Origin of the sequence: Mixta sp. Marseille-Q2659 (assembly GCF_940807255.1) — a bacterium.
Lineage (GTDB): Bacteria > Pseudomonadota > Gammaproteobacteria > Enterobacterales > Enterobacteriaceae > Mixta.
In genome coordinates, this window is record NZ_CALNWY010000019.1 from 23801 (window position 1) to 47379 (window position 23579).

General features: G+C 54.5%; 21 protein-coding genes and 1 pseudogene. 13 read left to right on the forward strand and 9 right to left on the reverse strand.

Annotation, left to right across the window (positions count from 1 at the left end; all coding sequences use genetic code 11):
• The first annotated feature begins 12 nt into the window (after positions 1-12).
• Both yhdP and tldD read left to right on the forward strand, forming a co-directional pair.
• A complete protein-coding gene (gene yhdP, locus P3C52_RS13910) occupies positions 13-3840 on the forward strand; it encodes an AsmA2 domain-containing protein YhdP (protein ID WP_275555573.1) in 3828 nt (1275 codons plus the stop codon).
• Positions 3841-3904: 64 nt separating this feature from the next.
• Entirely contained in the window at positions 3905-5350 is a 1446-nt protein-coding gene (gene tldD, locus P3C52_RS13915; RefSeq protein WP_275555574.1) for a metalloprotease TldD, read from the forward strand.
• Positions 5351-5385: 35 nt separating this feature from the next.
• Here the strand turns inward: tldD and aaeR are convergent, their stop codons facing one another.
• Complete coding sequence (aaeR, locus tag P3C52_RS13920; protein ID WP_275555575.1) at positions 5386-6306, reverse strand: HTH-type transcriptional activator AaeR; 921 nt, start codon at positions 6304-6306, stop codon at positions 5386-5388.
• A gap of 272 nt (positions 6307-6578) precedes the next feature.
• Here aaeR and aaeX point away from each other — a divergent pair, with 272 nt between their 5' ends.
• From aaeX to P3C52_RS13945, 5 genes and pseudogenes are all read left to right on the forward strand, one after another.
• Positions 6579-6782, forward strand: a complete 204-nt coding sequence (gene aaeX / locus P3C52_RS13925; protein ID WP_275555576.1) for a p-hydroxybenzoic acid efflux pump operon protein AaeX — start codon at positions 6579-6581, stop codon at positions 6780-6782.
• An 8-nt stretch (positions 6783-6790) separates the two neighbouring features.
• On the forward strand, positions 6791-7723 hold the full coding sequence (gene aaeA / locus P3C52_RS13930) for a p-hydroxybenzoic acid efflux pump subunit AaeA (RefSeq protein WP_275555577.1): 933 nt from the start codon (positions 6791-6793) through the stop codon (positions 7721-7723).
• Positions 7724-7734: 11 nt separating this feature from the next.
• A pseudogene (gene aaeB / locus P3C52_RS13935) lies at positions 7735-9697 on the forward strand (p-hydroxybenzoic acid efflux pump subunit AaeB).
• Positions 9698-9825: 128 nt separating this feature from the next.
• The gene (locus tag P3C52_RS13940; RefSeq protein ID WP_275555578.1) at positions 9826-11277 is read left to right on the forward strand and encodes an NAD-dependent succinate-semialdehyde dehydrogenase; all 1452 of its coding nucleotides are present in this window, start codon (positions 9826-9828) and stop codon (positions 11275-11277) included.
• A 47-nt stretch (positions 11278-11324) separates the two neighbouring features.
• Positions 11325-11594, forward strand: a complete 270-nt coding sequence (locus P3C52_RS13945) for a hypothetical protein (protein ID WP_275555579.1) — start codon at positions 11325-11327, stop codon at positions 11592-11594.
• Positions 11595-11659: 65 nt separating this feature from the next.
• Here the strand turns inward: P3C52_RS13945 and yhcN (P3C52_RS13950) are convergent, their stop codons facing one another.
• The 4 genes from yhcN (P3C52_RS13950) to argR form a co-directional block, all read right to left on the reverse strand.
• On the reverse strand, positions 11660-11923 hold the full coding sequence (gene yhcN / locus P3C52_RS13950; protein ID WP_275555580.1) for a peroxide/acid stress response protein YhcN: 264 nt from the start codon (positions 11921-11923) through the stop codon (positions 11660-11662).
• Positions 11924-11987: 64 nt separating this feature from the next.
• Positions 11988-12257, reverse strand: a complete 270-nt coding sequence (gene yhcN / locus P3C52_RS13955; RefSeq protein WP_275555581.1) for a peroxide/acid stress response protein YhcN — start codon at positions 12255-12257, stop codon at positions 11988-11990.
• 100 nt (positions 12258-12357) lie between these two features.
• Entirely contained in the window at positions 12358-12621 is a 264-nt protein-coding gene (yhcN, locus tag P3C52_RS13960; protein ID WP_275555582.1) for a peroxide/acid stress response protein YhcN, read from the reverse strand.
• A 579-nt stretch (positions 12622-13200) separates the two neighbouring features.
• Positions 13201-13671, reverse strand: a complete 471-nt coding sequence (argR, locus tag P3C52_RS13965; RefSeq protein ID WP_038628827.1) for a transcriptional regulator ArgR — start codon at positions 13669-13671, stop codon at positions 13201-13203.
• Positions 13672-14115: 444 nt separating this feature from the next.
• Between argR and mdh the strand changes: the two genes are divergently transcribed.
• Complete coding sequence (mdh, locus tag P3C52_RS13970) at positions 14116-15051, forward strand: malate dehydrogenase (protein ID WP_275555583.1); 936 nt, start codon at positions 14116-14118, stop codon at positions 15049-15051.
• A 115-nt stretch (positions 15052-15166) separates the two neighbouring features.
• On the opposite strand, the gene degS is transcribed toward mdh, so the two are convergent.
• From degS to zapG, 3 genes are all read right to left on the reverse strand, one after another.
• Complete coding sequence (gene degS / locus P3C52_RS13975; RefSeq protein ID WP_275555585.1) at positions 15167-16225, reverse strand: outer membrane-stress sensor serine endopeptidase DegS; 1059 nt, start codon at positions 16223-16225, stop codon at positions 15167-15169.
• A 93-nt stretch (positions 16226-16318) separates the two neighbouring features.
• Entirely contained in the window at positions 16319-17668 is a 1350-nt protein-coding gene (gene degQ / locus P3C52_RS13980; protein WP_275555619.1) for a serine endoprotease DegQ, read from the reverse strand.
• Positions 17669-17800: 132 nt separating this feature from the next.
• Positions 17801-18202, reverse strand: coding sequence for a Z-ring associated protein ZapG (zapG, locus tag P3C52_RS13985; protein WP_275555587.1), 402 nt, complete (start codon positions 18200-18202; stop codon positions 17801-17803).
• Positions 18203-18376: 174 nt separating this feature from the next.
• Between zapG and zapE the strand changes: the two genes are divergently transcribed.
• The 5 genes from zapE (at position 18377) to sspB (ending at position 22002) form a co-directional block, all read left to right on the forward strand.
• Positions 18377-19504: a cell division protein ZapE gene (zapE, locus tag P3C52_RS13990; RefSeq protein ID WP_275555589.1), complete on the forward strand. Its 1128-nt coding sequence runs from the start codon at positions 18377-18379 to the stop codon at positions 19502-19504.
• Positions 19505-19729: 225 nt separating this feature from the next.
• The gene (gene rplM, locus P3C52_RS13995; RefSeq protein ID WP_006121722.1) at positions 19730-20158 is read left to right on the forward strand and encodes a 50S ribosomal protein L13; all 429 of its coding nucleotides are present in this window, start codon (positions 19730-19732) and stop codon (positions 20156-20158) included.
• Between the two features lie 15 nt (positions 20159-20173).
• On the forward strand, positions 20174-20566 hold the full coding sequence (gene rpsI / locus P3C52_RS14000; RefSeq protein ID WP_085068355.1) for a 30S ribosomal protein S9: 393 nt from the start codon (positions 20174-20176) through the stop codon (positions 20564-20566).
• Positions 20567-20866: 300 nt separating this feature from the next.
• On the forward strand, positions 20867-21508 hold the full coding sequence (gene sspA, locus P3C52_RS14005) for a stringent starvation protein SspA (RefSeq protein WP_249893174.1): 642 nt from the start codon (positions 20867-20869) through the stop codon (positions 21506-21508).
• A 5-nt stretch (positions 21509-21513) separates the two neighbouring features.
• A complete protein-coding gene (gene sspB, locus P3C52_RS14010; RefSeq protein ID WP_275555590.1) occupies positions 21514-22002 on the forward strand; it encodes a ClpXP protease specificity-enhancing factor in 489 nt (162 codons plus the stop codon).
• A gap of 153 nt (positions 22003-22155) precedes the next feature.
• Here the strand turns inward: sspB and P3C52_RS14015 are convergent, their stop codons facing one another.
• Entirely contained in the window at positions 22156-23574 is a 1419-nt protein-coding gene (locus P3C52_RS14015; RefSeq protein WP_275555591.1) for a glutamate synthase small subunit, read from the reverse strand.
• Between the last annotated feature and the right edge of the window lie 5 nt (positions 23575-23579).

Here is a 23579-nt window from a genome sequence, read left to right on the forward strand (position 1 = left end):
AAGGAGAGGAGTGTGAGGCAACTGCCCAGGATCCTGTTACTTACAGGCGCTGCGGTAATCGTTATCGTTGCGCTACTGGTCAGTGGCTTGCGGCTGGTGATGCCGCAGATCAATCATCATCGCGGCACGCTACTTAACGCTGTCTCCTCCGCGACCGGATTAACCATCAATGCCGCCTCGCTACAGGGACGCTGGGAAAACTTTGGCTCCACGCTGGATGTTCGCCAGCTCGCGGTCGCCCTGCCTGACGGCGACTCGTTGAATATTGGCCGCGTCACGCTGGCGCTGGATGTCTGGCAATCCCTGCTGCATGCCCGCTGGCAGTTTCGTGAGCTGACTTTCTGGCAGCTTGATTTCGACAGCCACTCGCCTCTTATCAGTAACGACACCACCAACCATACGCTAAAGGCGGGACAGATTAACGATCTGTTCCTGCGCCAGTTCGACCATTTTGATTTGCGCGACAGCCGTATCCGTTTCCAGACGCTCTCCGGCCAGCGTGCCGAACTGTCGATCCCGCGTCTGAGCTGGCTAAATGAAAAAGCCCGCCATCGTGCGGAAGGCGAAGTCAGCCTTTCCAGCTTTACCGGACAGCACGGCGTGGTGCAGGTGCGTCTGGATCTGCGTGATGAGAACGGCTTGCTGAACAGCGGACGCATCTGGATGCAGGCTGATGACGTAGATGTGAAGCCGTGGCTGGGGCAGTGGATGCGCGATAACACCACGCTGCAGAGCGCGCGCTTTAGCCTGGCGGCCTGGCTGAGCCTGAAAGAGGGCGAAGTTTACGATGGCGATGTCTGGCTGAAGCAGGGCGGTGCCCGCTGGCAGGGCGATAAGCAGGCGCATCGTCTGGAAGTGGATAACCTGACCATGCATCTGGCGCGCTGGCACAGCGGCTGGACGGTCACCGTGCCGCAAAACAGTCTGCGTACCGACGGCGTTGCCTGGCCGCAAGGGCACTTTTCGCTGGCGTGGCTGCCGCCGCACGGTATCGGGCCGGAATCACAGAGCGCGGAAGAGTTGCGCGTACGCGCTACTGGCTTAAACCTTCAGCGTCTGGAGCCGCTGATTCCCTTATTCGCACAGCTGTCCCCGCAGCTGTTGGAAAACTGGCGTACCCTTCAGCCGCAGGGACAGATTGATGCGCTGGCGCTGGATATACCGCTCAAGCAGCCGGATCAGAGCCGTTTTCAGGCGCGCTGGCGCGACCTGAGCTGGCAGCACTGGCAGCTGCTGCCGGGCGCGCAGCATGTAAACGGCGAGCTGAGCGGCAGTCTGGCGGATGGGCGGCTGGATATCGGGCTGCACGATGCTGTGATGCCCTACGGCACCATGTTCCGCGCGCCGCTGGAAGTTCAACGCGCCACCGGCACGCTCAGCTGGCAGCACAGTGAACATGCGCTGGCGCTGCAGGGCACAAATCTTGATGTGCAGGCGCGTTCGCTTTGGGCGAAGGGCGATTTTAGCTATCGCCAGGGCGACGGCCTGACGCCGCGACTGGATATTCTGGCGGGCATTAACGTCACCAACGCGGGCGATGCCTGGCGTTATTTCCCGGAGCCGTTAATGGGAACCGGTTTAACCAACTACCTCAGCGGCGCCATCAAGGGCGGACAGGTTAACAACGCCACGCTGCTGTTCGCCGGTAATCCTAAGCTGTTCCCCTTCCGACATAACGACGGCATGTTTGAAGTCTGGGTGCCGCTGCGCAATGCCAGCTACGCTTTCCAGCCGGGCTGGCCGGCGATCGATAATCTCGATATCGACCTCGATTTTGTTAATGACGGCCTGTGGATGAAGGCGCAGCAGGCAATGCTGGGCAAGGTGCAGGCGAACAATGTCAGTGCCGTGATCCCCGATTACCTGAAAGAGAAGCTGATCATTAACGGCGATCTACGCGGCGAAGCGGCGGATATTCATGACTACTTTAAACAAACGCCGCTGAAATCTTCCCTGGGCGCGGCGCTGGACGAACTACAGCTGGGAGGGCAGACCGGTGGACATCTGAAGCTCGATATTCCGCTGGACGGTGAACTGGTTCATGCGCGCGGCGACGTGCAGCTGGCCGATAACACCCTGTTTATCGCACCGCTGGAGACCCGTTTAACGGCGCTTAACGGCAGCTTCACTTACGATAACGGTAACCTGCGCAGCGATACGCTGCATGCCAGCTGGTTTGGTCAGCCGGTTAACGTTGATTTTCACACCACAGAAGGGCCGCAGGATTATCAGATTGGCGTTAACCTGGCGGCGGACTGGCAGGTTAATAAACTTACGCCGTTACCGGCAGGCGTCAGCCAGCAGCTGAACGGTACGCTTCCCTGGCAGGGTAATGTGGCTATTACGCTACCGCATCAGGGCGGGGCGAATTACAAGATTAACCTGGCGGGCGATCTGAAGAATGTAAGCAGTAACTTACCTGCTCCGCTGGCAAAAGCGCGTGATGAAGTGCTGCCGCTGAACGTCACCGCCACGGGCGATCTGAATCATTTTGATTTGCAGGGCGTGGTAGCGAAGCAGCAGCGCTTTAACAGTCGCTGGCTGTTGGGCAAACAGCTGCGGCTCGATCGCGGTATCTGGCTGAATAATGCCAAAACCACGCCGGCGCTGCCGGATACGCGCGGTATAACGCTGAATCTGCCGCCGCTGGATGGCGATAGCTGGTTGAAACTGCTGATGGCGAGCGGCGGAACGGCAGGAAGCGCTAAAAAAACGGGCGGCAACGCGTTTAACAAGAACGCGCTGCCGGGTGATATTACGCTTAGCACGCCCGCGCTCCAGCTGGCGGGCCAGCAGTGGCACGATATACAGGTTACGCTGCGTCAGCTGATGGCTGGCGGCATGCAGGTAGAAACCAAAGGCCGTGAAATCAGCGGTCAGCTCGATATTCCCAACAGCGGCCCGTGGCGCGCGCATCTCGGTTGGCTCTATTACAACCCTGAATGGCAAAGCAGCGGAGGGGCACTCTCCTCCGGTTCAGCACAAAACAGCAGCACCATTAAGTTTGCAGGCTGGCCGGCGTTGCAAATCCGCTGCGATGACTGCTGGCTGCGTGGGCAGAAGTTTGGCCGGATGCAGGCCAACCTGACGCCACAGAATGATACGTTAGCGCTTACTGACGGGCTGGTAGATACCGGCAGCTCCCGTTTGCAGATCAACGGAGAATGGGTTAACCGGCCCGGCGAGCAGCGTACATCGCTTAAAGGTAAGCTGAGCGGCAGCAATATCAACAATGCAACCAACTGGTTTGGCGTGAATACGCCACTGCGTGATGCTTCGTTCGCGCTTGATTACGATCTGCACTGGCGCGCCGCGCCCTGGCAGCCGTCGGCTTCCTCGCTGAGCGGCCTGTTGAAAACGCACTTTGGCAAAGGGCAGATTGCCGATGTCAGCAGCGGACGCGCCGGACAGCTGCTGCGGCTGGTCAGTTTTGACGCGCTGCTGCGCAAGCTGCGCTTCGATTTCAGCGATACCTTTAGCGAAGGCTTCTGGTTCGATTCTATTAACGGCACAGCCTGGATTAAAGACGGCATTATGCAGACCGACAACCTGCTGGTGGACGGGCTGGAAGCGGATATTGCGATGCAGGGCAAGCTGGATCTGGTGCAGAGGCAGATTGATATGGAGGCGGTTGTTGCGCCTGAAATTTCCGCTTCGGTTGGCGTCGCCACTGCTTTTGCGATTAATCCAGTGGTCGGTGCGGCGGTCTTTGCCGCCAGTAAGGTGCTGGGCCCGCTATGGAATAAAATTTCGCTGCTGCGCTATCACATCAGCGGCCCGCTGGATAAACCGGAAATTAACGAAGTGCTGCGTAAACCGCGTGAAAAGAGCGCGAAGTGAATTTGACGCCGCAGGGGAATTACCGCAGGCTATAGCAATAATGTCACACAACGAGTGAGAAACGATGAGTCTGAACCTGGTAAGTGAGCAATTGCTAACTGCGAACAACATCAATCAGCAGGATCTGTTCACCCTGCTTGGGCAGCTTTCAGAACGTCGTCTGGATTATGCCGATCTCTATTTCCAGTCCAGCTACCATGAATCCTGGGTGCTGGAAGACCGCATTATTAAAGATGGCTCCTGGAATATCGATCAGGGCGTTGGCGTTCGCGCTGTGAGCGGCGAGAAAACCGGCTTCGCCTATGCCGATCAGATCACCCTGAATGCCCTGCAGCAGAGTGCGCAGGCTGCGCGCAGCATCGTGCGCGAACAGGGCAACGGCAAAGCGCAGGTGCTGGCGGCGATCCAGCATCAGGCGCTCTATCCTGCACTCGATCCGCTACAAAGCCTGTCGCGTGAAGAGAAAATTGCGCTGTTGCATCGCGTAGACAGCGCGGCGCGCGCGGCGGACAAGCGCGTACAGGAAGTGAGCGCCAGCCTGACCGGCGTTTATGAGCTGGTGCTGGTTGCGGCCACTGACGGTACACTGGCGGCGGATGTGCGTCCGCTGGTGCGTCTGTCGGTAAGCGTGCAGGTGGAAGAAGACGGTAAACGCGAGCGCGGCGCCAGCGGCGGCGGCGGGCGTACCGGCTACGATTTCTTCCTGGCCGATGAAGAAGGCGAAGTGCGTGCCGAGCGCTGGGCGCGTGAAGCGGTGCGCATGGCGCTGGTCAACCTTTCCGCCGTTGCGGCGCCGGCAGGCTCTATTCCGGTAGTTCTGGGCGCGGGCTGGCCGGGCGTGCTGCTGCACGAAGCGGTCGGACACGGGCTGGAAGGCGATTTCAACCGTCGCGGCACTTCCATGTTCAGCGGTCAGATGGGCAAGCTGGTGGCTTCTGAACTCTGTACCGTGGTGGATGACGGCACGCTGAACGGTTTACGTGGCTCGCTGGCTATCGATGATGAAGGCGTGCCGGGCCAGTATAACGTGCTGATCGAAAACGGCGTGCTGAAAGGCTATATGCAGGACAAACTCAACGCGCGTCTGATGGGCGTTAAGCCTACAGGTAACGGTCGCCGCGAATCCTATGCGCATCTGCCGATGCCGCGCATGACCAATACCTATATGCTGGCGGGCCAGTCTACGCCGCAGGAAATCATTGAAAGCGTTGAGTATGGCCTGTATGCACCTAACTTCGGCGGCGGTCAGGTGGACATCACCTCCGGCAAGTTTGTCTTCTCTACCTCAGAAGCCTATCTGATTGAAAAAGGTAAAGTGACGCGGCCGGTAAAAGGCGCCACGCTGATTGGCTCTGGTATTGAAGCGATGCAGCAAATCTCAATGGTCGGCAACGACCTGGCGCTGGATAAAGGCGTGGGCGTTTGCGGTAAGGAAGGGCAAAGCCTGCCGGTTGGCGTGGGTCAGCCAACGCTGAAACTGGATCGCCTGACCGTGGGCGGCACCGCCTGATCTCTTTCCCCCGGCTGGCGTCCGCTGCCGGGGGCTTAACCGCCGTTGCGGTGTTCCTGATAAATTTGCGCCACTTTTTTGAACCAGGCGCTGAGATAATCGATACAAACCTGAACTTTTAACGGCAGCTTATCTTTCTGCGTGTAGAGCGCATAAACCGGGCGCGGGTCGGACTGATAGCGGCTAAACAAAATCTCAACCTCGCCCGCCTTAATCTCATCAATCACCCACATCAGCGGCACATACGCGATCCCGCAGCCCGCCTTTAGCCAGCGAATCAGCGTTTGTGAATCGTTAGTCACAAAGCGCCCCTGCGGCGAAAGATGCGTACTGATCCCTTCCGGTGCGATAAGCTCGAAATCGCTGTCAGGCCGCACGCTGTATTCCAGCCAGGAAAAGTTAGCGATGTCGGCCGGTTTGTCGGGCGTGCCATGTTGCTCCAGATAGTGTTTCGCAGCGCACACCACCATCGGCATCGAACCGAGACGGCGGGAAAACAGGCTGGAGTCCTGCAGCGCCCCAACGCGGATCACCACGTCCAGCCCGTCGGCAATCAAATCCGGCGCCGGAATACCGGTAACCAGATTCACCGTCAGGCCAGGATATTCCTGCAGCATTTCCGCCGTCATGGTTGCCAGCACGTTCTGCGCCATGGTTGAAGAACTGCCAATGCGCAGCGTGCCAATTGGCGAGTTATTAAAGGCGTAAAGCTGTTCATGCACCTGATGCGCTTCGGCTAACATTCGTCGGCAGCCCTGATAATAGATGCGTCCCGCTTCGGTCAGCCCAATACTGCGCGTGCTGCGATTCAACAGCTTCACCTGCAGTTCATCTTCCAGTTTAGCGACAGTTTGGCTTATGGATGAGACGCTCATCTGTAGCTGACGCGCAGCGGCAGTAAATGAACCTAATTCAACCACTTTGGCGAAAACCGACATACCTTTGAGTCGTTCCATTATTCACTCTGGCTTAAAAGTGATTTAGATCACATTATGTAGATAACTTATAGTCATGCGCGTTACTATATGACGGCCGGGTCGCCGTCTGGCCGCTCACACTTCTGTGCCAGGATCTTTAGTACACGCTATGCTTTAGGTGCTGATATTCGTCTGACAGTGTACCTGTCGCCCGATCATCATCAACCCGTAATGCGAAACATCCTGTATCGACAGGCTGGTTTCGTGCTGGCAAACGGAATGGCCCGGCTACGTATCAACAAGGATAAAAGATGAGTGTGCTACCGGTTATCGTCATATTTGGGCTCTCTTTCCCGCCCATATTTTTTGAAATTATCGTTTCGCTTTTGCTGTTCTGGCTGGTACGTCGCGTACTGTTGCCGATCGGCCTGTATGACTTTGTCTGGCATCCGGCGCTGTTTAATACCGCACTCTACTGCTGCCTGTTCTATTTAGTATCCTGTCTGTTCGTCTGAGGTTATAAGTGAAAGCTCTAATAAGAAAAATTACGCGCTATGCCATTACGCTAATTCTGGTTGTCATCGCCGTGGTGGTGGTTTTCCGCGCCTGGGCTTTTTATACCGAATCGCCCTGGACGCGAGATGCTAAATTCGCCGCTGACGTGGTCGCTATCGCGCCCGACGTCACGGGCCTGGTGACCGATGTGCGCGTGCATGATAACCAACTGGTGAAGAAGGGCGAGGTACTGTTTACCATCGACCAGCCACGCTTTGAAAAAGCGCTGGATGAAGCGGAAGCGGATGTGCAGTACTACCAGGCGCTAGTTAATGAGAAACGGCGCGAAGCCGCCCGCCGTAATAAGCTGGGCGTGATCGCCATGTCGCGCGAAGCGATCGAGCAATCCAATAACGATCTGCAGACGGCTGAACACCAGCTGGCGAAGGCGCAGGCCTCGCGCGATCTGGCGAAGCTGGATCTGGAGCGCACGGTGATCCGCGCGCCGGCGAATGGCTGGGTCACTAACCTGAATGTCTTCTCCGGTGAATTTATTACGCGCGGTACCACCTCGGTGGCGCTGGTCAAACAGAATTCCTACTACGTTCTGGCCTATATGGAAGAAACCAAGCTGGAGGGCGTACGCCCCGGTTACCGCGCGGAGATTACGCCGCTGGGCAGCAATCGTGTGATGCTCGGAACGGTAGATTCCGTCGCAGCGGGTGTGACCAACAGCAGCAGCACCGTGGACAGCAAGGGCATGGCGACCATCGACTCGAATTTGGAATGGGTGCGCCTGGCGCAGCGTGTTCCGGTTAAGATCCTGCTCGATCATCAGCCGGGCAATCTCTATCCGGCGGGCACCACCGCGACCATCGTGGTGACCGGCGAGAAAGATCGTGAGCAGAAGCCGCAGTCGCCGTTAACCCGGTTGCTTCATCGCCTGCGTGAGTTCGGTTAAGCGAGGGCGTGATGCAGCTCGAACGGTTACGCTTCCCGATTAAACTGACGTTCGCCATTCTGACGGCGCTATTAATCGGCTTTCATTTTAATCTGGAAACGCCGCGCTGGGCGGTGATGACCGCCGGGATTGTAGCGGGCGGCACCGCTTTTGCCGCTGGCGGCTCCTTACTCCGGCGCGCTGCGTCATCGCGGTATATTGCGTATTATCGGGACTTTCCTTGGCTGCCTGGCGGCGCTGGTGATTATGATCGCCACCATCCGCGCGCCGGTGGTGATGATGCTGCTCTGCTGTATCTGGGCGGGCGTTTGCGTCTGGCTCTCATCGCTGATCCGCGTCGAAAACTCCTACGCGCTGGGGCTGGCTGGCTATACCGCGTTGATTATTGTCATCAGCGTCGATCTCTCTGCGGAAACACCAATGCTGGCACCGCAGTTTGCCGTCGAGCGCTGCAGCGAGATTGTGATTGGTATTGTCTCAGCAATTCTGGCGGATATGGTTTTTTCGCCGCGCTCAATTAAAAAAGTCATTGATAAAGAGATCGAGACGCTGCTGCTTGAGCAGTATCGCCTGCTGCAACTCTGCGTAGCGCATGGCGATAAAGAGGAGGTGGATAAGGCCTGGAGCAACCTGGTACGCCGCACCACCACGCTTAACGGGATGCGCAACCAGCTGAACATGGAATCCTCACGCTGGCAGCGCGCCAATCGTCGCCTGAAAGGGATCCATATGCTTTCGCTGACGTTAATTACCCAGGCGGCAGAAACCTTTCTGATCCAAAACTCCCGGCCGGAATATATTCCACCGCAGTATCGTGTACTACTGGAAAAGAATGCCGATAGCCTCAGCGATCTGCACAAGCACCTGAAGAACCTGCGACGCGTGGTCAGCGCTTCCGGCAGTAAAAGCACGCCGATTACGCTGGTCAGCTGGATTGGCGCCGCCACGCAATATCTGATGCTGTTAAAAGGCGTGCAAACGAACAGCAGCATTAGTCAGCAGGAGGAAGCGCTGCTGAGCAAAGAGGTGGAAGTGGTGCGCGCGCGATCGGCGGAAACCCATCACGCAATGATTAACGGCATCCGTACTTTTGTGGCAACGGCGCTGGGCACGCTGTTCTGGTTGTATAGCGGCTGGACCTCCGGCAGCGGCTGTATGCTGATGCTGGCGGTGATTACCGCGTTGGCAATGCGCGCGCCCAATCCGCTAATGATGGCGAAAGACTTTCTCTACGGTATGACGGTGGCGATTCCGCTTGGCGCGCTCTACTTTATGGTGATCATGCCCGCCACGCAGCAAAGCATGCTGCTGCTCTGTATTGCGATAGGTACGCTGGCATTTGTGGCCGGTATCTTTATTCAACGGCGGCAGATAGGCACGCTGGGCGCCTTTGTCGGTACGCTTAACATACTGGTGTTGGATAATCCGATGTCCTTTTCGGTGGATGCGTTTTTGGATAACGCGTTGGGTCAGGTTATTGGCTGTTTCGTGGCGCTGATGGTGATTCTGATTATTCGCGATAATTCACGGGCGCGTACCGGTCGCACGTTGCTGAACCGCTTTATGTATGCGGCGGTATCGGCCCTGACGACCAATCAGGCGCGCCGTAAGGAAAATCATCTGCCCGCGCTCTATCAGCAGCTGTTCTTACTGCTGAATCTGTTTCCCGGCGACATTGATAAATATCGCCTGGCGCTGACGCTGATTATCGGACACCAGCGCTTACGTAATGCGGAGATCCCGGTAAATGCCGATCTGTCAGCGTTTCATAAGCAGCTGCGCTATACCGCAGATCGGGTTATCGCCTCGCGCAGCGACGAGAAGCGCCGCTATTACTATCAAAAGCTGCTGCGTGAGTTTGATACCTATCAGGAAAAGCTGCACCAGTATCAGGCGCCGCTGAGTGTGACCGAGCCGGTGCAACGCCTGGCCGATATGCTAAAAAAATATCAGAACACGCTGATCAATATCTGATCCTGCTACCGGCGCCATCCAGGCGCCGGTTTTTTATGATTTCCTCTTTTACTCCTGTACTGCGGCCAAAGGCTGCTTTTTTGCCAACTATACTTGGCAAAACAGGATGGCAATAACAGGAGCGAAACATGGCGCAGTCCCTGCAGGATCACGAACTTTTTCAAACCGGCTGTTTCATCAACGGCCAGTGGCAAACCCTGAGCGAAACCTTTGACGTGCTGAATCCGGCGACCGGAGAAATCATCGCGCGCGTGGCGAAGGGCGGCAAAAAAGAGACCGAACAGGCGATCGCCGCCGCCGAACAAGCCTTCCCTGCCTGGCGCGCTCTGACGGCAAAGCAGCGTTCGGAAATTCTCTATCGTTGGTATCAACTGATTATCGAACATAAAAGCTGGCTGGGACAGCTGATGACGGCCGAGCAGGGCAAGCCGCTGAAAGAGGCGGAAGGCGAAGTGGAATATGCCGCCAGCTTTATTCAGTGGTTTGCTGAACAGGCCAAACGCGCGAACGGCGAAATTATTCCACCGACGAAAAGCGGCGCGCGAATTCTGGCGACGCGTGAGCCCGTCGGTGTGGTTGCTGCCATTACGCCATGGAATTTTCCAATGGCGATGTTAACGCGCAAGCTGGGGCCGGCGCTGGCTGCAGGCTGTACCGGCATCATTAAGCCAGCCAATAACACGCCGCTGTCTGCCTTTGCGCTGTTAGCGCTGGCGCAAAAAGCGGGGATTCCCGATGGCGTCCTTAACGGCGTGGCGGGTGATACGCACGCCATCAGCGATGCCATTATGGCCAGTGGTGCGGTGCGCAAAATCTCCTTTACCGGATCCACCGCCGTCGGCAAAACGCTGATGCGTAACGCCGCAGAAACGATGAAAAAGATCTCTATGGAGCTGGGCGGCAACGCACCTTACATCGTGTTCGACGATGCGGATATTGATGCGGCAGTGAAAGGCGCGATTGCCAATAAATTTCGTAACACCGGACAGGTTTGCGTTAGCGTCAACCGCTTCTTTATTCAGGATGGAATTTACGATCGTTTCGTCAGCCAGCTGGCGGAAGAGGTAAACAAGCTCAAAACCGGCAACGGCATGGATGAAGGCGTGGTGGTCGGCCCGTTAATTAATCAGGCTGCCGTGGAGAAAGTGGAAGAGCATGTGAAAGATGCACAGGCGAAAGGCGGACGTATCGTCGCTGGCGGTGCGCGCCATGAACTGGGCGGCAATTTCTGGCAGCCTACGGTGATTGCCGATGCCAGCGAAGAGATGAAGCTGGCGCATGAAGAGACTTTTGGCCCGGTAGCGGCCTGTTTTCGCTTTACCGATGAAGAGGAAGTTATTCGGCGGGCGAATGCCACCGAATACGGTCTGGCTGCCTATTTCTATACGCAAAATCTTCAGCGGGTGTTTCGCGTCTCTTCCGCGCTGGAGAGCGGCATGATTGGTATTAACGAATGTGCGGTCTCTACCGAGGTAGCCCCGTTTGGCGGTGTTAAGGAATCTGGGTTGGGACGCGAAGGATCGGTACTGGGAATGGAAGAGTATCTGGAAGTAAAAACTTTACATATTGGTAGCCTGTAGCAAATTGGGCGCGTCCGCGCCCGATTTTCTGGTAAGGAGCAACCGGCATGAAGAAAGAGCGTTTTGATTTTAATGAGATTGTTGACCAGGCGCACTTTTACCGGCAGTTCAGCGAACGCTTTGCCCTGGCGGATCGTTTAGTGGTTGATCTCGATTCGTTGTGGGACGCCGTTACCGGCTCTGTGATCCCACTGCCGGTAGAGATTGAGTTCGTGCATTTAGGCGCTGGACAAAAGCGTCGTTATGGCGCGCTGATACTGCTTTTTGACGAAGCGGAAGAGGAGCTGGAAGGGCAGCTCCGCTTTAATATTCGTTAGCAGCAGCCCATAAAAAAGGCCCCGACGAGCAGGGCCAAAGGGTTCGTCAAGCAGTTGACGAGGAATTACTTGTAGAGTTCTGCCGTAGCATGCCAGCTGTCACCGCTGCGCGCTTCGATGACGCGATAAGCGCGGGCACCTTGCGCATCCGCTTTTTCAGAAAGCTGCGCACGATAATCCATGGGAGAGCCGCCAGTCCCGCTCACGGTGATGATTCCCGCAGGCTGCAAATTCTGCGCCTCTTGCCGGGTAATCTGTTCAGCAGCGGTTGCGCCGAACGTTACCAGCGATAACAGGCCAAGAGCTTTAATAGCCGTTTTAATTCTCATTGTTCATCTCCTCCTGTGATCAACAACCTGCGGTTTACAACATCAAGACCGGGTTTTTGGGCAATTATTTATAAATTTCAGCGGTCGCGTGATAGTTACCGTTGGCATAGGCCTCAATCACACGGTAGGACGACGCGCCTTCTTTATCCGCTTTTTGCGACAGATGCTGACGAATAGCGGTAGGGCTGGCATCGATACCGCTAACGGAGATCGTACCTATAGGTTGCAGGTTCTGGCTGACGACATCTTGTTGTGTGACCAGATCCGCGGCGGCTGCGCCGAATGAAAGGACGGAAGCCAGGCCTAAAGCAGCAAAGGTATAAGTGGTTTTCATGGTTTACTCCTGAATATCTCTGATTACGGCAGCCGGTATGGCTTGATAGCGATTGTTATTTCTGAAGCTGCCTGAACGTATGGTTGTTAAAAACGAGTGCTTATTTATACAGCTCAGCGGTAACGTGCCAGTTATCGTTATTACGTGCTTCGATAATGCGATAGGCGCTGGCACCCTGTCGGTCCGCTTTTTCCCGTAACGCCTGATGTATATCCATCGGCGCACCTGCTACACCGCTGAGGCTTACTGTGCCGACCGGCTGCAGATTTTTCGCCTGTTCAGCATTGACAGATTCTGCGGCGAAAGCACCAAATGAAAGTGCAGATAGCAGGCCAGCGGCTGCGATAGTAGTTTTAATGTTCATTGATCTGTTCCTCGTCTTCTGTTTTTGTCTTTATTTGCTCTGTGATCCGCATCACGAAAACAAGTATAGATCTAATAACGCATGAAATTAATATTCTGCTAATAATGATTTGTTGTGACACTTTAGCGATTTAGCGCTTTTTTATATCGAAAAGTTATAAAAAATGAGTGTTTTTCGATCAATTAGCGTTAAATTTACTTAAAAACAGTAACATAAGTGGCTTTATCTATTTGTGCTTTGCTTTGCAGTCGATCACTCTGTTGAGTTTTAAAAACTAGCCAGATGCACTAAATATGCCGTCTAAAGGCAGCACAAAATGCGAATTGTGTGGTAAGGATAGCAATAGGTGAGTAGAAGCTTATTCCTTTTGGCAATACTTACGCGGCGCTGGCTTTGGGCCGATTAGGTAAAGACAGGCGTAAAGGTGGAGCGAAGAATAAGAATAAATAGAGGCAGCACCACGCGAACAGAGGCGTAGCGGAGAAGCAGTTGAATTACCAAAACGGTTAAGGAGACTGTTTTCTGAGAGGGGTATGAAGAAAAAAGATCACCGGCGGCTGTACCAATGATCTTTCTCTTTTATAGTTCTTGCTCAAACAGATTCAGGATGGCTTCGTAAAGCTGCTTCACGGTAAATGCGCGGGCAGGCGTAATGAAAATCGTGTCGTCGCCAGCGATGGTGCCGAGAATGCCTTCCGCTTTTCCCAGCGAATCCAGCAGACGAGCAATCAGCTGTGCCGCGCCAGGACTGGTATGAATCACTACCAGCGCATCATTGTAATCAATATCCAGTACCAGATTTTTAAGCGGGGAGGTCGTTGTTGGCACGCCCAGCTCGGCGGGCAGACAGTAGACCATTTCCATCTTCGCGTTGCGGGTACGCACCGCGCCAAACTTGGTCAGCATGCGCGATACTTTCGACTGATTGATATTGTCGAAGCCTTCTTCCTGCAGGGCGGTGACGATTTCACCCTGCGAGCTGAACTTTTCCTCTTTCAATAAAGCTTTAAACGCTTTAATCAGATCTTCTTGTTTCGATGGGTTACGCATAGGCTACCGATAATATAAAAATGCTGTGAAGCCCGGCCAGCAGGCGATACATTATTATGCAATTATATGAATGTTTATGCAAACAGGTTGCGGGGCGTTAACGCTTTACTTCCCGATGGGCGCGCATTTTACCAGACTTTCAACACAGAGAAAATTTTCCCCCGACGCATAGCTATGGCAGACGAAGTGAACGAATTGTTATAAAATTGATGTTGTTCTGCTAAGCGCGAACGGTGTAAGGTACTGCTGGTTAAACTGTCTGCATCTGGTTACGGTCAGCTTTCAGCCTGTACGTAATGCTGTCATTCTCACCCGTTTTGCATCCTGTTTGTGCCTTACTACGCAAAACGATGACAACGTCCTCGCTATTACTTCTCAGGCCGTCCAGCATAGTACCCCACTGGATCCCGGCATTTTTCTGCTCACTATAATAAGGAGTTTAGGATGAAAGTTGCAGTTCTCGGTGCGGCTGGTGGTATCGGCCAGGCACTCGCACTTCTGCTGAAAACCCAGCTACCTGCGGGTTCAGAACTCTCTCTGTATGATATTGCTCCCGTTACGCCCGGTGTGGCCGTTGATTTAAGCCACATTCCTACGCCGGTTAAAATCAAAGGGTTCAGCGGTGAAGATGCGACGCCTGCGCTGCAGGGCGCCGATGTAGTTTTAATCTCTGCTGGTGTGGCGCGTAAGCCAGGCATGGATCGCTCTGACCTGTTTAACGTCAATGCAGGGATTGTGCGTAACCTGATTGAACAGGTTGCGAAAACCTGTCCGAAAGCGCTGATCGGCATTATTACCAACCCGGTTAACACGACCGTGGCTATCGCCGCCGAAGTGCTGAAGAAAGCGGGCGTGTATGATAAAAACCGTCTGTTCGGCGTCACGACGCTGGATATTATCCGCTCGAATACATTTGTCGCTGAGCTGAAAGGCAAGCAGCCAACCGAGCTGAATGTACCGGTTGTGGGTGGTCACTCTGGCGTGACTATTCTGCCGTTGCTGTCTCAGGTTCCGGGCGTCTCTTTCAGCGAGCAGGAAGTGGCCGACCTGACCAAACGTATCCAGAATGCGGGTACGGAAGTGGTGGAGGCGAAAGCCGGAGGCGGATCGGCTACGCTGTCGATGGGGCAGGCTGCGGCCCGCTTTGGCCTGTCGCTGGTGCGCGCGTTGCAGGGTGAAAGCAACGTGGTTGAGTGCGCCTATGTAGAAGGCGACGGCGAATATGCGCGCTTTTTCTCTCAGCCACTGCTGCTGGGCAAAGAAGGCGTCGTGGAGCGCCGTCCTGTTGGCCAACTGAGCGACTTTGAGCAAAAGGCGCTGGAAGGCATGCTGGATACGCTGAAGAAAGATATTCAGCTGGGCGAAGAGTTCGTTAAGTAAATCTGCAAATTAACAAAAGGGAGCCTGCGGGCTCCCTTTTTTGTCTGCATCAGAAAGAAATTTCGGGTTCCTGTTTGTTGGTATCGGAAAGAAGCCCTTCGTCTCTTTTTGAATATCAGGACTGCGCCGGATATTCCTGAATGGTGACTTTCAGCGTTAACTTCTTATCGTTACGGATCACCTGCACATCAATCACCGAACCCGGCCGTATCTCGGCAACCTGATCCATTGTTTCCTGCGCCGATACAGCGGGCTTGCCGTTAACGCTGGTAATCAAATCGTTCGCCTGGATACCCGCTTTAGCGGCCGGGCCATCGGGCGCAACATTATTAACCACAATGCCCTGGATGCGATCGATTCCGGCATTTTGCCCATGCAGCGGCGGAACTTCACGGCCGGTGATGCCGATATAGCCACGGATTACCCGCCCGTCACGAATCAGCTTATCCATGATTTTTGTCGCCAGCGCGGTCGGTATAGCGAAACCGATACCTTCCGGCGTTTCACCGTCATTACTTTTGTCAAAAGAGAGCGTGTTGATACCCATCAGTTCGCCGAGCGAGTTAATGAGCGCGCCACCCGAATTGCCGCGGTTAATCGACGCATCGGTTTGCAGGAAGTTTTGTCGTCCTGACGGGCTTAAACCCACACGTCCGGTTGCGCTGATAATCCCCTGCGTTACCGTTTGTCCAAGGTTATAAGGATTACCGATAGCCATCACGATATCGCCTACGTGAGCGACCCGTTCGCGGTTGATAGGAATGACCGGCAGATTAGCCGCGGTAATCTTCAGAACCGCCAAATCGGTGAGGCTATCCGAACCGACCAGCATCGCTTCAAAAAAGCGCCCATCCTGCAGAGCAACGATAATCTGATCGGCACCATTAATTACGTGGCGATTGGTCAGAATATAACCTTTGCTGTTCATGATCACACCGGAGCCGAGCGTGGTGATGCCTCGCCCGTTACTGCTTGACGCGCTACGGTTATAGACGTTTACCACGGCCGGAACGGCGCGGCGCACACCCTGATTAAAACTGAACGGCGCTTGATCGGCACTGTTTTCAGGCACAGAAAGCAGATTGTTGCCGATACGTAACGCAGGCATAACCGCCAGTAGAATACCTGCGACGATCAGCCCCAGAACTACCGAGCGCAAGAGTTTAAGAAACATGATGTTAAGCTATACCGGAAAATAACTGGGGCAGAATATCATGAGTTAAGCGGACACACACGGGCTTGTGTCCGCAACTTGATACCGTTCTTTTTAGCGCAGCAGCAGGTAGATGCTTTCTCCGCCGCGCACCACATTCAGCGCCAGGAACGGCGGCTTGCTGGCCAGCACTTTCCGCATCTCATCCAGGTTCTGCACGCGGGTGCGGTTCACACCAATAATGACATCATCCTTTTGCAAACCAACCTGTTCCGCTGGCGTTCCTTTTTGCACGCTGTCTACCTTAACGCCCTTATTGCCGTCCGCTAACTGGCCATCGCTGAGTGCCGCGCCCTGTAAAGCCGGTGTCATCAGTTCATCGCTGTTCATGGAACGGGTGCTGGCATCGAGCTTAACGGTAACGCTAAGCGGTTTTCCTTCGCGTAGCAGGCCGATTTTGACTTCCTGGCCGGGCGGCGTGGTGCCAATTTTTACCCGCAGTTCGGCAAAGCTGGCGATCGGCTTATCATTAATTGAGGTAATAATATCGCCCGCCTTGATCCCGGCGTTTGCCGCTGCGGACTTAGGCAGCACTTCTGAGACAAAGGCGCCGCGCTGGGCTTCAACATTAAAGGCGCGCGCCATATCCGCGGTCATTTCCGTGCCCTTGATGCCCAGCTGGCCGCGTTTGACCTCGCCAGTTTCAATCAGCTGCTTCGCCAGCTCCATCGCCATATTGCCGGGAATGGCGAAGCCGATACCGATATTGCCGCCGCTGGAGGCAAGGATCGCCGTGTTAATACCGATCAGTTCACCGTTCAGGTTAACTAACGCGCCGCCTGAGTTGCCGCGGTTGATGGCGGCATCGGTCTGAATAAAGTTTTCCAGCCCTTCCAGGTTGAGACCGCTGCGTCCCAGCGCTGAAATAATGCCGGATGTCGCCGTTTGGCCAAGGCCGAACGGGTTACCGATAGCGATAGCGAAGTCGCCGACGCGTAGCTGATCGGAGTCGGCAACTTTAATTTGCGTCAGATCTTTGGCGCCCTGCAGCTGAATAAGCGCAATGTCAGTTTGATCATCGCGACCAATCAATTTCGCATCATATTCGCGTCCGTCGCCCAGCTGGACGCTGATTTTATCGGCGCCTTTGACCACGTGGTTATTCGTCAGCACGTAACCTTTTTGCGCATCAATAATGACGCCCGATCCCAGACCTTCAAAAGGCTGAGGCTGAGCGTCTTCCTGACCCTGGCCAAAGAAGCGCTTTAACGGCTCAGGCAGATCCTGCGTCTGGTCTTCCGTCGCGGTGCCTTCCACATGAACGCTGACTACCGCAGGCAGGACTTTTTCCAGCATCGGCGCCAGGCTTGGCAAAGCCTGATTCTGGATCTGGGCAGGAAGCGATGCCATGGCCGAAGGTGCCAGGGCCAAATTTAAACCAACGGATAAGGCTACCGCGCTCAACAATAATGATTTTTTCTTCATCGTTACGACGCTCTCGCTGCTCAACAGGGGGAAAAGATAGAGTTGCGTGCCAAATAAAGGTGGCCGGCCTGATAAATCATTGAGGAAAAGGGCGCTGGCGCGCCCTGTTAATCAGTCGCGTGGCGTACGCTCGCTACGCAGCAGACCGGAAGCATTTTCCGAATAATCGCGCGGCATTTGTACCGGCGCCTGATCGTTATCCGCTTCCGCTTCAGTCAGCTGGTAAGCGAACGGGTTTTTCTCGCCTGGCAGATTGGGTAACAGATCGTTAGATCCTTTCGCCATATGCTGATAGAGCTGGCGATAATCACGCGCCATGTTGTCCAGCAGCTCAGCGCTATGGGCAAAGTGGTTGGTTAACTCTTCGCGATAATCCGCCAGCTCCGCTTTGGATTTCTCCAGCTCATACTGCAGGCTGCGCTGCTCGCGCAATTTTTTATTACCAAAACGCATGGCGACGGCGCCGATAATAATGCCAATGACTAAACCAATTAGCCCGTATTCCCAGGTCATAATGACTCCCGTATTGTCCTCGTTGTTCCGTAGGGCGTTCCACTTCAATAATAGCCACTATAACCGTTAATCTTATGGAAGTGGAATCCTGCGGCAGCATCGCTTAGTGTAGAACGAACTTTTTTTCGGCAAACAGAGAGTTGCCTGACATTTTTTAGGAAAGCAGGATTAACAATGCAAACCATCTCTCCGCTGGCGCGCTATCAGCAGGCGCTGGATAAAGGCGAATATCAGCCTGATGAAGTACAGCATGCTGCCATAAGCCGTTTAGAGGCGATCCAGCAGGCACTTATCGCCCGGCAATCCGCAGCGCAGGCGCCTGCGTCGGGCTGGCGCGGCAAGTTGGGTAAGCTGCTGGGCAAGGAGAAAAGCGGTGATTTGCTGCCGGTGCGCGGGCTGTATATGTGGGGCGGAGTCGGTCGCGGAAAAACCTGGGTAATGGATCTCTTTTTTCAGTCTATTCCTGGCGAGCGCAAGCTGCGGCTCCACTTTCATCGTTTTATGCTGCGCGTGCATGAAGAGCTGACTGCGCTACAGGGCGAAAGCGATCCGCTGGAAATCGTCGCCGATCGTTTTAAAGCGCAAACAGATGTACTGTGCTTCGATGAGTTTTTCGTTTCCGATATTACCGACGCCATGCTGCTGGGTACGCTGATGGAAGCGCTATTTGCGCGCGGCATTACGCTGGTGGCAACCTCCAATATTCCGCCTGATGAACTCTATCGCAACGGTCTGCAGCGCGCGCGTTTCTTACCTGCTATTGACCAGATAAAGCAGCATTGTGAAATTATGAACGTCGATGCGGGCATTGATTACCGCTTGCGCACCTTAACGTCGGCACATCTCTGGATCTCACCGCTCAATGAGGAAACGCAGCGCGAGATGGAACGGATGTTTGTTGCGTTGGCGGGACAAACTGCGCAAGAGAAGCCGGTGCTGGAAATCAATCATCGCCAGCTGCCGACGCAGGGCGTCGAAAAAGGCGTGCTGGCGATAGATTTCGCCACGCTTTGCGGAGAAGGGCGCAGCCAGCATGACTATATTGAGCTGTCGCGCCGCTTTCATAGCGTTTTGTTGCTGGATGTGCCGGTAATGCGGGCGCGCAGCGAAGACCGGGCGCGCCGCTTTCTGGCGTTGGTGGATGAATTTTACGAACGTCACGTCAAGCTAGTGGTTTCCGCCGAGGCGTCGCTGTTTGAGATTTATCAGGGCGAACGGCTGAAATTCGAATATCAGCGCTGTCTGTCGCGCCTGCAGGAGATGCAGAGCGAAGAGTATTTGCGTCTGAAGCACCTCTCCTGAAGCAGGCACTTTTTTTGAAGAAAAGTGATCGATTTTTAGCAACGACTTCTCTATAATCTTGCGACCCCACGTTACGGCAAAGTTTTTTTTCCCAGAAACTTTGTAGCACCGGCAAAACTGTCCGAGGGGGTGGCTTGCTGGTCGATAAGGTCGTGTGAGCCTCAACCGTTTATTCAAGCGTTTGGGATTTCACCAACGTGTAACTTAATTTGGGTAAGCTTTTAGATGAAAACTTTTACAGCTAAGCCAGAAACCGTCCAACGTGACTGGTATGTCGTTGACGCGACGGGCAAAACTTTAGGTCGTTTAGCGACTGAACTGGCTCGCCGTCTGCGTGGCAAGCATAAAGCGGAATACACTCCGCACGTTGATACAGGTGATTACATCATCGTTCTGAACGCAGAAAAAGTTGCCGTAACCGGTAACAAGCGTAGCGATAAGATCTATTATCACCACACCGGTCACATCGGTGGTATCAAGCAAGCGACCTTCGAAGAGATGATTGCTCGCCGTCCTGAGCGTGTAATTGAAATCGCGGTTAAAGGTATGCTGCCGAAGGGCCCGCTGGGTCGTGCTATGTACCGTAAACTGAAAGTTTACGCGGGCAACGAGCACAACCATGCGGCACAGCAACCGCAAGTTCTTGACATTTAATCGGGATTACAGGCAATGGCTGAGAATCAAAACTACGGCACTGGTCGCCGCAAAAGCTCTTCCGCTCGCGTCTTTATCAAGCCGGGTAGCGGTAACATCGTAATCAACCAGCGTTCTCTGGAACAGTACTTCGGTCGTGAAACTGCCCGCATGGTAGTTCGTCAGCCGCTGGAACTGCTGGACCTGGTTGGTAAATTCGATCTGTACATCACCGTTAAAGGTGGTGGTATCTCCGGTCAGGCTGGTGCGATCCGTCACGGTATCACCCGCGCTCTGATGGAGTACGACGAGTCCCTGCGTGGCGAACTGCGTAAAGCTGGCTTCGTTACTCGTGATGCTCGTGAAGTTGAACGTAAGAAAGTCGGCCTGCGTAAAGCACGTCGTCGTCCGCAGTTCTCCAAACGTTAATTGTTTCTGCTTCGGCAGCAGCAGTTGCAAAAAACCCGGCGCCTGGCGCTGGGTTTTTTTATGCCCGAAAAGCAGTGAAACAGAGGGAAACACTGGCTTTTAAGCGGCAATTCTTTTGTTGCTTCCCCACAAACTGCCTAAAATCTGGTAAACTGACTGTCACTTTGCGCCCGTTAAACGGAGAGCGTCCTGACAGGAAAGGATCGACGTAGCTTTGGCTAACGGGTGGTTTCGTCAAGCAGGTTAGTCGCCGCGCGGTTGGCTATTCGCACTGTATTCTGGATAAACTTGGAGGTTTTCATGGCTGTCGCTGCCAACAAACGTTCGGTAATGACGCTGTTTTCTGGTCCGACTGACATTTTCAGCCATCAGGTGCGTATCGTACTGGCAGAAAAAGGTGTCAGCGTAGAGATCGAGCAGGTTGAAATGGATAATCTGCCGCAGGATCTGATTGACCTCAACCCGTATCGTACCGTGCCTACGCTGGTCGATCGTGAGCTGACGCTGTATCAATCACGCATCATTATGGAATACCTCGACGAACGTTTCCCGCATCCGCCGCTGATGCCTGTTTATCCGGTTGCCCGTGGTGAAAGTCGTTTGATGATGCATCGTATTGAGCAGGACTGGTACAGCCTGATGCGCACCATCGAAACCGGCTCCGCTCAACAGGCGGAAACGGCGCGCAAACAGCTGCGTGAAGAGCTGCTGGCCATTGCGCCGCTGTTTACCCGCACACCTTTCTTCCTGAGCGAAGAGTTTAGCCTGGTGGACTGCTATCTGGCTCCGCTGCTGTGGCGTTTGCCGCTGCTCGGCGTAGAACTGGTCGGAAGCGGTACGAAAGAGCTGAAAGGCTATATGACGCGCGTTTTTGAGCGTGACTCTTTCCTCGCTTCGCTGACCGAAGCAGAACGCGAAATGCGCCTGCAAGCCCGGGGCTAACGGCTATGGAAATGTCTCAGCTTACCGCTCGCCGTCCTTATCTGTTGCGCGCCTTCTATGAATGGTTGCTGGATAACCAGTTGACCCCGCATTTGGTGGTGGACATTAATCAGCCTGGCGTTTTGGTGCCGCTCGAATATGCGCGCGACGGACAGATTGTATTGAATATCGCGCCACGCGCGGTGGGTAATCTGGAGCTAGGTAATGATGAAGTGCGCTTTAACGCGCGCTTCGGCGGCGTTCCACGTCAGGTAACCGTGCCTATCGCAGCGGTGCTGGCAATCTATGCGCGTGAAAATGGCGCGGGCACCATGTTTGAGCCTGAGCCTGCTTATGAGCTACAGGATACGGATGAGCTGTCACAAGGTCAGGAAGAAACGGTTATGTCAGTGATTGATGGCGATCGTCCTGATGATGCTGAATCTGACAGTGATAATCCTGACGACGATCCGCCGCCGCGTGGCGGGCGTCCAGCTTTACGCGTCGTTAAATAAAAGAGCGGGCCTGAAGGCCCGTTTTTTTTATTGGCGTTTACCTTACTTTTTCTCATTATGGATAACCTGACGTCGCGTTATAGCGGAGCCAGACGGCCATCATAAAAAAGCCCGCAATGCTTCATTGCGGGCTTTTTTCATCGGGTGAGATGATTAAACTTCCAGGTAGTTCATAATCCCTTCTGCAGCCTTACGTCCTTCCGCAATCGCAGTTACCACTAAATCAGAACCGCGCACCGCATCACCACCGGCGAAGATTTTCGGGTTAGTGGTCTGGAAGGCATTTTCATGACCTTCTGGTGCGATGATGCGTCCCTGGCTGTCCAGCTCAACGCTAAACTGCTCCAGCCATTCCATTTTATGTGGACGGAAGCCGAAGGCGACCACTACGGCGTCCGCAGGCAGAATATGCTCAGAGCCCGGCACGATTTCCGCGCGACGACGGCCTTGCGCATCGGGCTGTCCCATTTCAGTGCGGGCAACCCGCACGCCACAAACGCGGCCATTGCCGTTCACTTCAATTCCCAGCGGCTGCAGGTTGAACTGGAACTCTACGCCTTCCTCACGCGCGTTTTTAACTTCACGGCGTGAGCCCGGCATATTTTCTTCATCACGACGATAGGCACAGGTAACGTGAGTCGCGCCCTGACGAATAGAGGTACGCACGCAGTCCATCGCCGTATCGCCGCCGCCCAGCACCACGACGCGTTTATTCTGCATATTGATATAGGGCTGCTCAGTCAGTTCGCTGAATCCCATAATCTGACGCGTGTTGGCAATCAGGAAAGGAAGCGCATCATAGACGCCCGGCGCATCTTCGTTTTCCAGGCCGCCACGCATGGACTGATAGGTGCCGACGCCAAGGAAAACAGCATCAAACTCGCTAATCAGGTCACTGAGCTGGATATCACGGCCGACCTCAGTATTGAGCTGGAACTCAATACCCATTTCGGTAAACATTTCACGGCGGCGCGTCATCACTTCTTTTTCCAGCTTAAAGGCCGGAATGCCGAAGGTCAGCAGGCCGCCAATCTCTGGATGACGATCGTAAACCACCGCTTTCACGCCGTTACGGGTTAATACGTCAGCGCAGGCGAGACCAGCCGGGCCCGCGCCAATAATCGCAACGCGTTTTCCGGTGGGCTTAACGTGCGACAGATCGGGGCGCCAGCCCATTTCCATCGCCTTATCGTTAATATAGCGTTCGATATTGCCGATGGTGACGGCGCCGAACTCATCGTTAAGCGTGCAGGAGCCTTCGCACAGGCGATCCTGCGGGCAAACGCGCCCGCAAACTTCTGGCAGACTGTTCGTCTGGTGCGATAGCTCAGCGGCCTCGATAATGCGACCTTCATTGGCCAGCTTCAGCCAGTTCGGAATGTAGTTATGAACCGGACACTTCCATTCGCAGTAGGGGTTACCGCATGACAAGCAGCGATCCGCCTGCGCCTTAGCCTGACTCTCCGAAAAAGTTTCGTAGATTTCTACAAACTCAATTTTACGGATCTTGAGCGGCTTTTTCGGCGGATCAACGCGCTGCAAGTCGATAAACTGATAAACGTTTTGACTCATGGTGA

Coding starts and splice junctions, on each gene's coding strand:
- degS (WP_275555585.1), bottom strand. CDS start 16,225: ATGTTTCTTAAACTCTTGCGCTCGGTAGTTCTGGGGCTGATCGTCGCA.
- sspB (WP_275555590.1), top strand. CDS start 21,514: ATGGAAATGTCTCAGCTTACCGCTCGCCGTCCTTATCTGTTGCGCGCC.
- zapG (WP_275555587.1), bottom strand. CDS start 18,202: ATGACCTGGGAATACGGGCTAATTGGTTTAGTCATTGGCATTATTATC.
- mdh (WP_275555583.1), top strand. CDS start 14,116: ATGAAAGTTGCAGTTCTCGGTGCGGCTGGTGGTATCGGCCAGGCACTC.
- rpsI (WP_085068355.1), top strand. CDS start 20,174: ATGGCTGAGAATCAAAACTACGGCACTGGTCGCCGCAAAAGCTCTTCC.
- aaeR (WP_275555575.1), bottom strand. CDS start 6,306: ATGGAACGACTCAAAGGTATGTCGGTTTTCGCCAAAGTGGTTGAATTA.
- tldD (WP_275555574.1), top strand. CDS start 3,905: ATGAGTCTGAACCTGGTAAGTGAGCAATTGCTAACTGCGAACAACATC.
- yhcN (WP_275555581.1), bottom strand. CDS start 12,257: ATGAAAACCACTTATACCTTTGCTGCTTTAGGCCTGGCTTCCGTCCTT.
- sspA (WP_249893174.1), top strand. CDS start 20,867: ATGGCTGTCGCTGCCAACAAACGTTCGGTAATGACGCTGTTTTCTGGT.
- yhcN (WP_275555580.1), bottom strand. CDS start 11,923: ATGAGAATTAAAACGGCTATTAAAGCTCTTGGCCTGTTATCGCTGGTA.
- rplM (WP_006121722.1), top strand. CDS start 19,730: ATGAAAACTTTTACAGCTAAGCCAGAAACCGTCCAACGTGACTGGTAT.
- aaeX (WP_275555576.1), top strand. CDS start 6,579: ATGAGTGTGCTACCGGTTATCGTCATATTTGGGCTCTCTTTCCCGCCC.
- P3C52_RS13945 (WP_275555579.1), top strand. CDS start 11,325: ATGAAGAAAGAGCGTTTTGATTTTAATGAGATTGTTGACCAGGCGCAC.
- argR (WP_038628827.1), bottom strand. CDS start 13,671: ATGCGTAACCCATCGAAACAAGAAGATCTGATTAAAGCGTTTAAAGCT.
- P3C52_RS13940 (WP_275555578.1), top strand. CDS start 9,826: ATGGCGCAGTCCCTGCAGGATCACGAACTTTTTCAAACCGGCTGTTTC.
- yhcN (WP_275555582.1), bottom strand. CDS start 12,621: ATGAACATTAAAACTACTATCGCAGCCGCTGGCCTGCTATCTGCACTT.
- zapE (WP_275555589.1), top strand. CDS start 18,377: ATGCAAACCATCTCTCCGCTGGCGCGCTATCAGCAGGCGCTGGATAAA.
- P3C52_RS14015 (WP_275555591.1), bottom strand. CDS start 23,574: ATGAGTCAAAACGTTTATCAGTTTATCGACTTGCAGCGCGTTGATCCG.